We start from the raw sequence: 13,184 nt of genomic DNA, 5'->3' as shown, positions 1-13,184 counted from the left end.
TCCCCTAGATTGAGATATAATTAAACCTCGGTGTTCGCCAGCCCAGTGCAGATCATCCGAATGTCCTCATAGAAGGATTGAACGACAAATGCATTGGATAGATGCTGATCCGGGTGAGCGCGAGCGATCTCTTGAATTTTCGCCTCATAGGTGGCAATAAACGAATCGATGGTTGGGCAGCTTACCTGCAAATATCTCGCAATGCCCTGAATGATTTTGATTCGGTAATAATCCTCCTTGGGCATTCTGGGAATGTCCAACGCTCCATCCTGATTGACAAACATTTTTCTGAAGGGAACGGCCGAAAAGTCAAAATACTTGCCCTCGGGGTTGGGCTCCGAAAAGGGATCAATCAACAACGAGGTGTACCGTATGTATAATAAGTACTCTTGATGAATGTCCTGCAACTGATTGAAGTTCTCTATATCGTGGCGTGATAAACTCTCCATTCGTACCGGATAATTATCATCCGTCATGAATTGAAGCAGATTGACACCCTGAATACGGAGTCTATCCGTGATCGTCATCATTTCGTTCCACTGTGTCCGCATGTCCCGAATCAAATATTGGGTTACAGGACCTTCGGGGTAAATTTTATATACATATTTCCGAGTGTCTGATACACCGAAGATAGCATCCAATGAGAAGTCATTCATGAACAATGGCGGGTGTACATATAAAGAAATATTTCTCGTTTCCGCCTCGAGTGCAGATGGCAAAACTTCCAGCACAATACCCAATCGCTCGTACATCCTGCACAGTCTGCCCACATGCTCAGAGGGCGTTGAAGTAGAACCGATATAGACCTTTTTCTTCACTCCAGTTGTGATGACATGATTGGACGGTTGGTCGTTCATCCATCGGGTATCCCCCAAATAGGTAGAGAAACTGATCACTTCCGTATCCGCATGCAGCTGCCTCACATAATGACTTACCAGCAGGTTGGAGCCAAAGGTTGGAGAGACCAAAATCATGCATTTCACTTGTTTGATGAAGTTATCCTTCATTTGCTTCAATACATCGATATAAGCATCGGTTGTCACGGCGAAAATAAGCGTATCCCATTCGCCTTCAATGGCCTCATATCCCTGAAACACCTGATCGACGAAGCATTCACCTGCCAACGGTCGATGCTTTTCATTTTGAATGCTTGCTCCAATGAATCCGTCGCTCTGCCGAACTGCTTCATAAAAAGATTGTGAGCGCACCGATTCTCTTCCCGCTATGCCTACGGTGCAACTGAATTCCTGTTTGAGCGTTACTGCCATCTGAATGGATGCAGGGCCTGTTCCGAGCAACAGCACTCGTTGAAATCCGCTCATTTGGACCTCTCTTTCCCAAGCTCAAGCGAGCTATGCTTTTTGGTATAACGCAATATCGAACACATCATCCGGACGCAGAATATTGTCGACCATTCTCCACTTGCTGCTGTCGGTCTCTCTCATCGGATAGTTGAACAACGACTTTAACTGGTTACCGTACCTCATCGCCACCACCACATGTTCATTCGTCAATGCGTGCAATTGATCGAGCAGATCATATTTATTGGCAACCGTGGAACTGAAAATGATATGTGTTGCTTTTCTTGTAAAAGCAAGGTCCTGCACCAATGTTTGCTCCAAATGGATGTTCAAGCCCGCACCCAGCTTCTCCACAACCTGCTGCCCGAGTGTAATGGCTTCTGCATCAATATCGATGCCCATCACCTCTGCCCCTGTTCGCTTGGCGATAAACAAAGGCGTCATCGGAAATGACCCGGAGCCTACCAGCAGCACTTTGGAATCCGAGGTGACATGAAAGCTGCCAAACTCTTTTTCAATACATTCTTCTATATTTCTGAAATAATCCGCGATTTCAATCTCTCCGTCTTGCAGCTTCAATGCCCGATATTTCTCCATGACCGCCACACACCGTGCAGATTTATCACGCAGATCAAGGACAAGTTGATGCATGCTGGCTGATTCCTGCTGATCGAGCTGTTCCCAGATTCGTTCATTTTGCTTGTCCGTTACAAACGTGGAATAGTCATCAATTAAAGCCTCCAGCTCTGAGCTGTGCTGAACCGTATGATCATATCTGCCTGCCAGCTCATCGAATTTCTCAGAAAATTCACTCAAGCATGCTTGAAAATCAATCAATGTCTCCATTCCTCTTCCTCCTCTAACTCGTCATGATCATGCATCTATAAATGCCTTGCCCTGGGCCACGATTCCGACCGATCCTTCGATTGTAATTCGTTCAAGGTCTGCTCCATTCCACTCAGCCATCACTTTAATCGCACCACCAGGCTGCTTGATATGCTGAACGATCTCCCTCTGCCTGCTCCAGGCCAGATAGGCTCCCACCGAGGCTGTACCCGAACCGCACCCCCTTTCCCAGATCAGACTATCCAGCTGCGGGACAAATATGAGCGGTGCCAGCTCCTCCGATTGGGAGTTGTATAATAAAATGCCAATCAGCTTATCCCCCAAGGTTAAGCCTAATAATCGCGCCAGTGCCTGTGCCCTCTTTCTCATCGTTTCATCAAACGCTTCCACTTCGATGACGATATGGATGAACTCCCGATATCGCACGATCACCATATCCATATCGATTCCCTCATATTTGACGGTTCGTTGTTCAATCTGCTCAGGCATTGGCATCGTTACCTGGCAAAAATATTCATTCTGCTGCTGCTTCACCTGACACCTGATTAATTGATCTGTCCCGGAAACCTCCAAGACGATTTCTGTGAAATCAGTGGATTCCAGCTCGTTCTCGGATGCGATATACGCAGCCAGGGCCATGCAGGCATTCCCGCAGAACTCTCCACCGGCCATTTCCAAATGGGCAGCCGCCTCCGGTTTTATCGCTCCGCCAATGAACCCCACTTGTTCGGCGTATACGTTGTCATAGGACATAATTTGGGCGGCGATGTGTGGATATGTCTCTGTTGGATGATGCGTACTCACCAGAACCGTCATATTTTGTGTGGGATTAAACTTGATAAAATCAATCTCCTGTTTCATCGCAGCCGCTACTCCTATTCTTGGGATGGAATTAAGCCTGAGCTCACTTAGCTTATATAAATTGAACTAAAGAAGATTTACACTTGCCACTCCGATGACAGAACAACCTTCCGATCGCTGTTATCCCCAGATTTTTTTGATTCCCTTTTTCAAAGGGGAAAATCCGGGGATAAAGGCGAGGTGTATGCTTGCGATGCAGCTTTCTTTCAGAAAGCTTTTAGCTCCGCTTCTTCAGGTTTTTTCTGTCCTCTACGTTCATGTGTAAAAGTGTAGTTAATTTATATAAAATAATTTTAATAGTAATTATTACGATTAACAGTCGAGAAAAATATAGCACATCCCACTTGAGAGCGTCAACAAATATTTCCATACCAAAAAGTGAGCATTATGACTGTAATTTCATGCGTAAACGGGAATGGATCTGACGTATTTGCGTCAACTCAATTTAGCCCAACGTTTGCAATTAGAGATACATCAGTGACGATTAAAAGGCATAACGGATGCCCGCAATGCTTTTGCATATTCATTCTTTGCATCCGAGAGACAATTCCGTTCAAGCTCCTCCACGATCGTTCCCCGATACAGAAAAAGTACCGATCACACCGATTCACCACGGCCTGAAGATCATGTGCGACAAAGAGATAGGTCATGTTCATTTCATACTGAAATTAAAAAAAACGGAAACAGCAAAAAACGGCCACCTGATTGAGGTCACCATTTTTTGCGTCCATTCGCTATTGTATTAGCATATTAACTCATTAATTAACCATTAAATTAATCACTTATTCACGTAACGGTTATCGGTTACTCGCCATTTGACTGCAACTTCTGCAATGACTGTTCAGCCAGCGCTGCCAGAAGGTGTGCGCCAAGCGGCAGTGCCCGTTCATCCACATCGAATGCAGGATGATGCCATTCGTGTGGGCCTGACGTTCCGAGGAAGAGGAACAGACCCGGAACCTCCTTTTGGTAAAAGGAAAAATCTTCGCCCGCCGGGGAAGGTATCGGCCGGATACTGTTCAACCCCACCTCGCTCGCGACCTGCTCCGCCGCAGCAGCCAGTGACGCATCATTGACCACGGCAGGTGGTCCCTGAATCCAGCGCACGGTAGCCCGTGTCCCGTAGGCTGCTGCGACACCGGTAACTACCTGATTGAAACGCTCACGAATCCGGGCACGAACCTTCTCGTCAAAGGTACGTACGGTGCCGTCCAATATGGCTTCTTCCGGAATGACGTTCCAGGCGGTGCCGCTGTTAATTTTGGTCACACTGATCACGGCGCTCTCCTGTGCTCCGACATTACGACTCACGATGGCCTGTAATGCAGTCACAATATGAGATGCCACCACAATCGGGTCAATGCCCGCTTCCGGCACTGCCGCATGGGTTCCGACACCCTCCACTTTAACCACAAAACCATCTGCTGCTGCGAGCAGCGCTCCTTCACGAATACCTACCGTACCGACCTGCAGATCCGGTTTGTTATGCAACCCGAAAATAGACTGAACTTCGGATAACGCTCCGCTCTGGATAACCTGTCGTGCCCCCGTCGCTTTCTCCTCCGAAGGCTGGAAAATCAAACGGACCTTGCCCGGCAGCCGGGACTCAATCTGTTTCAACAATCGTGCTGCACCGATCAGAATGGCGGTATGTGCATCATGACCACAGGCGTGCATTCGCCCAGCGACTTGCGAGGCATACTCCAGCTTGGTTTCTTCCTGGATCGGCAGGGCATCAATATCTGCGCGCAAGGCCACTACCGGGCCATCGCCCTGCCCAATTTCAGCGATAAGGCCCGTTCGCAGTGAATATTCATCTGCAATCCGAACCCCTTCCTCCACCAGCCAGCCCCGAATGGCTTCTGTCGTTTCCCATTCCTCTCCGGATAGCTCGGGGTTACGATGCAAATGTCGCCGAATCGCGGTTAAGTGCTCTGCGAATCCTTCATCCTGCCCAACGTAAAGTTCATGCTTGCGGCTCTGTTCTTCTTGCTTTGCCTGTTGCTCAGGCTGTTTCAGATCACTGCTCACGACATTGCCTCCTTTTATCATCGTCTGTGCCATGTAAGATGGATTAATATAATACACGGGGGTCACTTCACTTCAAAAGGTATGCTCTATACCATGTATATGCCTAACCGATCACTGCTTGCGCAGGTGTCGACTCATTCGTAAATTCGCCCAGTCCCTGCTCATCCAGCGCTTCACGCAATAATTCAAATGAACGAATTCGTTTGGCAAAATCACGTGTGGCCGTGGTAACAATCAGTTCATCCACGGCAAAATCCTGCTGAAATTTCGCTAGTGCCGAACCAACCGTTTCCTTCGTACCTCTCGTCACACTTGGCTCCAGAATCTCGATCCGATACTTCTCGTTCGATTGCCGTCCGAATTCTTCTGCCTGCTCAACGGAACCAACCGTCAATACCTTGCCATTCTCCAGATGGATCTTGACCAGCATATGTTCACTTGCCAGTCCTTCGGCTTCTTCCGCACTCTCCGCCACAATTAATGATATAGCGAGGATGGCATATGGCTCCCGTCCATGTGAGCGGTCGAATTGTTCCCGGTAAGTACGCAGAGCCTCCAGAGCAACCTCCGTGTTGCTATTAATAAACAATGAAAATACATAAGGCAGTCCCAGTTCTGCTGCCATGCCTGCACTATCAATACTTGCCCCAAGTACGTATAGCTCGGCCGGGTTTTTGGATACGGGCGCAGCGCTCAAGCCGGCCAAAGGATGTGTTTCATCTTCATGCGGTTCATTATAGATGAACTGCTTCACCTGATTGATTTTCTCCTTCAGTGAAGCGGCCTCCTGAATCCCTTGCTGTAGTGCCTGTGTTGAGCGGGGTAATCCTCCAGGTGCACGTCCAATACCCAGATCAATTCTCCCCGGACCAAGTGCCGAAAGCACATTGAAGTTCTCGGCTACTTTGTAGGGACTATAATGTTGCAGCATCACCCCGCCAGAACCGAGACGAATCCGCTCCGTATGCGCCAGCAAGTGGGAAATGAGCACTTCCGGTGAGGAGCCGGCAACATGACCTGAATCATGATGTTCCGATACCCAGAAACGATGAAATCCAAGCTGTTCAGCCCGCTGTACCAATTCAATCGTATGCCGAAAAGCATCAATCGGCGTCTCCCCTTCATAGATCGGGGTTTGATCCAATATGCCAACACGAATACCCATCACATTCTCCTCCTTCGATCATGCCGAACCTGACTTTTTAAATCTGTGCTTACTTCATTAATAAGTCTCTATAGCTGCCGCAGCAGTTCCCCGAAAGGCTCTGCAAAAGGCGAATGTTCTTCTTTTAACGTAACGACGCTGATCTGCAACGATACACCTGCAACCTCATGTACCTGAATGGGGAACAGCTCCTGATCCTGCACTTCCTTTTGCACTGTCAGACCTGGGAGAAACGCAATACCTGCTCCTTGCTTCACCAGCTTCTTCGCCGTTTCCGAATTATCCACGTGATATGTAATATCCGGCGGGTGTTCCAGCGAGTCAAAGGCCCGGTGAATGCGCAGCCAGTCCAGTGAACCACATTCAAAAAAGACCAGCTGCTCATTCCTGATTGCCTCCATGCTCACATGCCCGCGTTCAATAAATGGATGGCCTTTGTACACGTATAGCTGGATTGGATCTTCGTAAAAAGCAACCGTACGGATCGCCGGGTGCATGACTTTCCGCACAAAAGCAAGATCGATTTCCTGACCCAGCAGCTTGGCAACGAGTTGATCCGTCGTCGCTGTAGTCAGTTTGATGTTCACCTCAGGGTAAGCTTCCTTGATTTTGGGCAGAAAGTCTGGAATGACATAGTTGGATACGGATACCGTACTGCCGAGTCGAAGTGCATCGGGCGTTGTACGACGCTGCTGTATCTTCTGTCTGCCCTTCTGAATCACTTGCAGCACCTGCTGGGCGTAGGGAAGGAACTTTCTCCCCTCTTCCGTGAGCACAATCTGTTTGCCAAGACGGTCAAACAATTTGCAGCCGAGTTCACGTTCAAGGGACTGAATACGAGCGGTGACAGAAGGTTGGGACAAAAAAAGTACCTCGGCAGCCTTATTGAAGCTTCCGTAATGATTGATATATACAAACGCTTCAATGTTCTCAATATTCATAAGCGCCCCCCGAATCCACGTCCGCAGACGTTATTTATATCTATTTATCCAATGTATTTACTTGGTTTTATTATATCGTAATACCATTCTTTTCCAGAGTCAATATCAATTCTTCCAGAGAACGATCCAATCGTGTAGTGATATCTGCCGAAAGCGCATATTTTCCATCATCGAGTCGATCAATTCCCTGATCAACTGCGTATACTCCGCCGAGAATATGCCTTCCGCCAAGTGCTGCCAGAACAGGCTTCAATGCATAATCGATGGCGAGCAGATGGGCAATCGAGCCGCCGATGACTAATGGAAGAGCCAGCTTGCCCCGCAGTCCTTCCTGTGGAATCAGATCCAGGAACAGCTTCAGCACACCGGAGTACGATGCTTTGTATACAGGTGTTGCCACAATGACTGCATCCGCGGCTTCGACAACAGCGAGCGCATCCCGAATGAAAGAGCTATCAAACTTCGCCTGTACCAGATCTTCCGCGGGCAGGTCGGCTACATGAATTACCTCAACGGTAATGCCAGCCTCTCTTAATTTATTGCTGCTGTAATCCGTAAGGCCTGTCAGACGCGAACGTCTGGAAGGCGATCCGGCAATAATAACGACATGTGACATCATGATTCCTCCTTGGAATAGCGGTCAATCCGCTCCATTTACTTTGGGGTCCAGCCGATCGCGAATATCGTCTCCAATCAGATTAACCGCCAGTACAAACATGGTAATTGCGAGTCCCGGGAAGGTACAGATCCACCAGGCAACCGTCAGATAACCTCTCCCTTGCGAGAGCAACGCTCCCCAGTCCGGAATTTCCTTCAACACGCCAAGTCCTAGAAAGCTGAGTCCCGAGCCTGTCAGAATGGAGGTACCCACGCCCAACGTCGCCATAACCAGCAACGGTGACAACGAATGAGGCAGTACATGCTTCCAGAAAATACGGGCATTGGAGCCCCCAAGTGAACGTGTAGCTGTAATAAAAGGCAAACCTTTAACGGACATGACCTGCCCACGCATCACCCGTGCATATCCCGGAATGGAGGATACCGCAACAGCCAGTGCAATGTTAAGTAGTCCAGGCCCCAACGCTGCCGCAACGGATAATGCCAGTAACACGCCTGGAACAGCCATCAGAATATCGACGGCCCGCATAGTGATGGTATCCAATACACCTCCGGCATAGCCGGCAATAATGCCAAGAGCACTGCCCACAAGACCACCCACCAGCACCGAGGCAAATCCAATCAGCAGTGAGTCCCTGCTGCCATGCACAACCACACTGAAAATATCCCTGCCAAAATAATCGGTCCCAAACAGGTGCGCAGCAGAGGGAGCCTGCAGGATGGCATCCGTCATCATCTGAGTTGGATCATAAGGAGCAATCCAGCCCGGCACGATTGCACAAGTGACGGTAAACACCACGACCAGCAAAGCTGCATAAAAGAATAAACGGGACACCGCGAATGAGACGCGGTGACGCAGGGGACGGCGACTCCAGAGGCGTAAACGCCCTGTTCTGGCCGTCCAACCTTTTTCATCACCCACCAATGGTTTCATGCTCATAAGACTCCTCCTTCCTCACTACGCGTTCAGATGTTTCAGACTGTTCCATCCGTCCTCACGTTCGGACTGCACGCCTAACTCTGGGATCAATGTACGCATAAGAGATATCCACCAGTAAATTCAACACGACATAAATAATTGCTGTAAAAAAGACTACGCCCTGCACAACAGGCAGGTCTTTGGCCATCAATGCATCCGCGATAATTCTGCCGATGCCCTGTCTGGAGAAGACCGTCTCCACCACGACGGTTCCTGCAAGCAAATCACCAATCAACATGCCGATGACCGTCACCGCAGGAATCAGTGCATTACGCAGCGCATGACCGTACATGATGGTCCGCTGTGAAAGACCTTTTGCTCGTAATGCCATGATAAAAGGTTCGTTCACCACTTCCAGCATGCTGTTACGCACCATCCGTACGATGAAACCCGCACCTACGAGGCCCAGTGTTGCAGCAGGAAGCACCAATGAACTGAATCCGTCGGAGCCCATCGCCGGGAACCAGCCAAGCTGAACCGAGAACAACAGGATCAACAGAATGCCGGTCCAGAAGGTAGGCATGGAGATGCCAAACAATCCAACGAGCCGGGCGATAAAATCAATCACGCCATTACGATGAATGGCCGACAGTACGCCGAGCGTAATGCCAATGGTTATCGCTATGATTGAGCTGAGCGCGGTCAGCGCCAGTGTGGCAGGGAAATGTTCCAGTATTTTGGGCAGCACCGGGTCGGAATTGATCATTGATTTGCCGAAATCCCCACGCAGCATGTCTCCGAAATAGTTGGCAAACTGGATATAAAACGGCTGATCCAGACCCAGCTGGACCCGCAGGTTCTGAATCATCTCGGGTGTTGCCGATGACGGGTCCAGCATAAGCAGGACCGGATCACCCGGCAGCAGATACATGATGCAGTACACCAGCACCGAAGCTCCGAAAATAACCAGAAGCGATGTAGCAAGTCTTGTCAGTATCGTTTGAACCATACCGGGTCGTCTCCTTCCTGTCTGCATAATTGACATTTCGTGTTATGGCTGAATCCGAACATCATTGAACAACGGATACCCAAGTGAATCAAACTTGATACCCTGCACCGACTTGGATGCAGCCACCGTATAAGGGAACACATAGATCGGTAGAATTACAGCCTGCTCGATCAGATATTGTTGAATCTGATTATAGATATCCACGCGTTTATCCGAATCAGTCTCCACCGCTCCCTGTTCCAGCAGTTTATCGATCTTCGGATCGGATAGGCCTGATAAGGTCGGACGTTCACCTTCTGCACTTGTATGATAGAAAGCATAGAGTGCATTCGGATCAGAGTTAACCTGGCTGTTGCCATAGAGATCATAATCCCAGTTCTGATAGATGACCGTAGCAACGTCCTTCGTAATTTCAACCTCAACAGCTATACCCACCTGCTTGAGCTGCTGCTGAATAATCGCTGCAATGTCGTTGCGTTTCTCCCGGTTCGGCGAACCGTCCACATAATGCAGAGTCAGCTTCTTACCATCTTTTTCACGAATGCCATCTGCTCCCTTGATCCAACCTTGCTCATCAAGCAGCTGATTGGCCTTGTTGATATCCGGATTGATGCTTCCTTCCAGGGAGGCGTCATAACCGAGGATTCCCGGAGACAGTGCAGACCACGCGCGTTCGTAGTTGCCCAGATACAGTGTCTTCACGATGGATTCCACATCAACTGCAGATTGCACCGCCTGTCTGACTTTCACATCATCCCAAGGCGCTTTGCGCAGATTGAAGAAGAGGGTATATGGCAAACCAACGGTATTGGCCTGCAGCAATTGCTGGTTCGGATCGTTCTTCAGGGCTGCAATATTTTGCGGCGGAACGGTCTCGGCGGCAAGCACCTGCTTACTCTGTACACTGCCGATGCGCGTTGCTTCTTCCGGTACAATTTTGAACGTAATCGTATCAATATGAGGAGCACCTTCATTTTCAACGGTTGCAGGAGCCCAGTTGTAATCCCTGTTTTTGGCGACAACGATATCCGCATTTTCATCCCATTTCACGAAAGTATACGGACCGGTCCCCACCGGATTTTTACCCAGTTGATCGCCATACTTTTTGGCGGCCGTAGGAGATACAATCCCCAGCAGGGCCTGACTCAAGTTACCGAGAAAAGCTTGCGAAGGCTGTTCCAGATTCACCTTGATGGTGTATTCATCAATAACCTCCGAGGAGCTATAAGGTCTAATCAGGGCAAGGGAATTGGCGGCTTTGGTGGTCGGATCGATTACCCGATCCAGATTGAACTTCACAGCTTCCGCGTTAAATGGTGTGCCATCATGGAACTTCACATCTTCACGCAGTTTGAACGTATAACTTTTGCCATCCTCCGATACACTCCACTCCTTGGCGAGCCAAGGTTTGATGGAGCCATCCGGCAGCTGTACCACCAGATTGTCATAGATCGTTCGGATCGCACGTACGGTTACGGCAAGGCCACTTCGATGCGGGTCCAGCGTATCCGGCGATGTGGCGAGTGCGTAGGTCAGGTTCCCACCTTCTGCTTGCCCAGCCGCCTGCTCCCCACCGGAAGCCTGAACTGCACTGTTCGAGTTACCTGCCGCTCCGCAACCGGATAATACCAGCACCAATACTGCCGCCAATGCCATATATTTCATCCATGAGATAGACCTGTTCATATAGCTTCCCCCTCTGTGTATACAGGTGTCATTGATTCATTGAATTAATGATTTGATGATTTGATGATTTAATGAATTATAGATTATTAACATAACCTATCTGTTAACTTGGTTTTACAGCGTCATTGGGCACCTTCCGCATTTGCAATCCGAGTAGTTCACCCGGACGCCTCATTCCTTGACTGTGCCGAATTTCAGCTTCCCAGTTTCTTAAGCCTCGGTTCCCACTTGCTCCCGGGCTGCCGTGTAACGATTCACCGGAATTTGCACACCCAGATTGCCACGCAAGGTGTCATGCTCGTATTCGGTTCGATAGATGCCGCGCTCTTGCAGAATCGGAACAACCAGTTCCACGAAATCGGCCAATCCACTTGGCAGTTCAGAATGAATAATGAATCCATCCGCCGCTTCAGCTTCGAACCATTCCTGGATCTTGTCAGCCACCTGCTCCGGTGTGCCAAGGAATTTGCTCTTTGGTGTTGCTGCCCGCAGGGCTACTTCACGCAGCGTCAATCCTTGCTCTTTGGCATCCCGCTTGATTTTGTCCGTACCACTGCGGAAGCTGTTGCTGCCAATGCCATTCAATTCAGGGAATGGTTCATCCAGCGGATATTGGGAGAAGTCATGATGCTCGAAGAAACGTCCAAGATAGTCCAGCGCTTTATCAATAGTCACCAGGCTGGCAATCTCCTGATATTTCTGTTCTGCTTCTTCTTCTGTCCGTCCGATGATTGGATTGATCCCTGGCAAAATGACGATATCCTGTGTGGAACGTCCATAGGTTGTTGCGCGGGTTTTGACATCTTTGTAGAAGGCCTGTGCATCCTCAATTGAATCATGTCCTGTGAAAACAGCATCCGCTTCTTTGGCAGCAAGGGTCTTGCCATCTTCTGAAGAACCTGCCTGGAAAATAACAGGTTGCCCCTGCTTTGAACGTGCAATGTTAAGTGGACCCTGTACGGAGAAGAACTCTCCTTCATGATTGAGTGTGTGCAGCTTGGAAGGATCGAAGAAAACGCCGCTTTCTTTGTCTCTTACAAAGGCATCGTCTTCCCATGAATCCCATAAGCCCTTGGTCACCTGCAAATATTCGGTTGCAATCCGGTAACGTTCGGGGTGGGTAGGATGGTTGCTTTTACTGTAGTTTTTGGCTGAACCTTCAAGCGGGGATGTAACCACATTCCAACCCGCACGGCCATTACTAATCAGATCAAGAGAACCGAACTGTCTGGCAACTGTGAATGGATCACTATAGGAGGTGGAGAGTGTTCCAACCAGACCAATCCGTGACGTAATGGCGGCCAGGGCGGACAACAAGCTGATTGGCTCAAATCGATTCAAGAAATGAGGTATGGATTTCTCGGTAATATAAAGACCGTCAGCGATAAAAACGAGATCGAATTTGCCTTCTTCTGCCTTCAACGTCTGGCGTTTGTAAAATTCAAAATTCACACTGGCATCCGATTGAATCTCCGGGTGTCTCCAAGTCGTCATACTGCCTCCGACACCGTGGACAATCGCTCCAAATTTCAAACTGCGCTGAGCCGTCATATTACATTCCGCCTTCCTTGGATTAGGATATATAAGAATTTTCTAAAGTTCGATCTGATACGGATTACGAATGAAGAAAAACCAAAAAGTTAACTATTCCTATGAGTTTGGTCAGCTTTAATTTCACAAATCTTATCACTGCCCCGCACATCGGTCAACAGCGTTACTTATAGAACTTTTCTATATAAGGATTGGATATCTGAATAAGAGGATGAATTATGGCTTATAAAAGTCCCCAGCTGCTGCACACTGATAT

11 protein-coding genes are annotated in these 13,184 nt (G+C 48.8%); all 11 read right to left on the bottom strand.

Annotated elements, in window-relative coordinates; genetic code table 11:
* Positions 1-20 precede the first annotated feature (20 nt).
* The 11 genes from HW560_RS11455 to HW560_RS11405 all read right to left on the bottom strand — a co-directional run bounded on the left by HW560_RS11455 (position 21) and on the right by HW560_RS11405 (position 12,928).
* Positions 21-1,322 carry an opine metallophore biosynthesis dehydrogenase gene (locus HW560_RS11455; protein ID WP_179263126.1) on the bottom strand — a complete coding sequence of 434 codons (1,302 nt, stop codon included), beginning with the start codon at positions 1,320-1,322 and terminating at the stop codon, positions 21-23.
* Between the two features lie 30 nt (positions 1,323-1,352).
* The gene (locus HW560_RS11450; protein WP_179263124.1) at positions 1,353-2,147 is read right to left on the bottom strand and encodes a nicotianamine synthase family protein; all 795 of its coding nucleotides are present in this window, start codon (positions 2,145-2,147) and stop codon (positions 1,353-1,355) included.
* A gap of 27 nt (positions 2,148-2,174) precedes the next feature.
* The gene (locus HW560_RS11445; RefSeq protein ID WP_090904469.1) at positions 2,175-3,008 is read right to left on the bottom strand and encodes a histidine racemase CntK family protein; all 834 of its coding nucleotides are present in this window, start codon (positions 3,006-3,008) and stop codon (positions 2,175-2,177) included.
* Between the two features lie 804 nt (positions 3,009-3,812).
* Complete coding sequence (locus HW560_RS11440; RefSeq protein ID WP_256222493.1) at positions 3,813-4,928, bottom strand: amidohydrolase; 1,116 nt, start codon at positions 4,926-4,928, stop codon at positions 3,813-3,815.
* Between the two features lie 214 nt (positions 4,929-5,142).
* Positions 5,143-6,204 (bottom strand): LLM class flavin-dependent oxidoreductase, encoded by a 1,062-nt coding sequence (locus HW560_RS11435; RefSeq protein ID WP_179263122.1) that lies wholly within the window; start codon positions 6,202-6,204, stop codon positions 5,143-5,145.
* Positions 6,205-6,272: 68 nt separating this feature from the next.
* The gene (locus HW560_RS11430) at positions 6,273-7,145 is read right to left on the bottom strand and encodes a LysR family transcriptional regulator (protein ID WP_063566647.1); all 873 of its coding nucleotides are present in this window, start codon (positions 7,143-7,145) and stop codon (positions 6,273-6,275) included.
* A gap of 70 nt (positions 7,146-7,215) precedes the next feature.
* Positions 7,216-7,761, bottom strand: coding sequence for an NADPH-dependent FMN reductase (gene ssuE, locus HW560_RS11425; protein ID WP_179265779.1), 546 nt, complete (start codon positions 7,759-7,761; stop codon positions 7,216-7,218).
* 24 nt (positions 7,762-7,785) lie between these two features.
* Positions 7,786-8,703, bottom strand: coding sequence for an ABC transporter permease (locus HW560_RS11420; protein WP_090904472.1), 918 nt, complete (start codon positions 8,701-8,703; stop codon positions 7,786-7,788).
* A 55-nt stretch (positions 8,704-8,758) separates the two neighbouring features.
* Positions 8,759-9,691, bottom strand: a complete 933-nt coding sequence (locus HW560_RS11415; RefSeq protein WP_179263120.1) for an ABC transporter permease — start codon at positions 9,689-9,691, stop codon at positions 8,759-8,761.
* A 42-nt stretch (positions 9,692-9,733) separates the two neighbouring features.
* Positions 9,734-11,377, bottom strand: coding sequence for an ABC transporter substrate-binding protein (locus HW560_RS11410; protein ID WP_090904474.1), 1,644 nt, complete (start codon positions 11,375-11,377; stop codon positions 9,734-9,736).
* A gap of 210 nt (positions 11,378-11,587) precedes the next feature.
* Complete coding sequence (locus HW560_RS11405) at positions 11,588-12,928, bottom strand: LLM class flavin-dependent oxidoreductase (protein WP_064635749.1); 1,341 nt, start codon at positions 12,926-12,928, stop codon at positions 11,588-11,590.
* Between the last annotated feature and the right edge of the window lie 256 nt (positions 12,929-13,184).

This window comes from Paenibacillus sp. E222 (assembly GCF_013401555.1).
GTDB lineage: Bacteria > Bacillota > Bacilli > Paenibacillales > Paenibacillaceae > Paenibacillus.
This window is presented reverse-complemented; position numbering and strand designations above follow the sequence as displayed.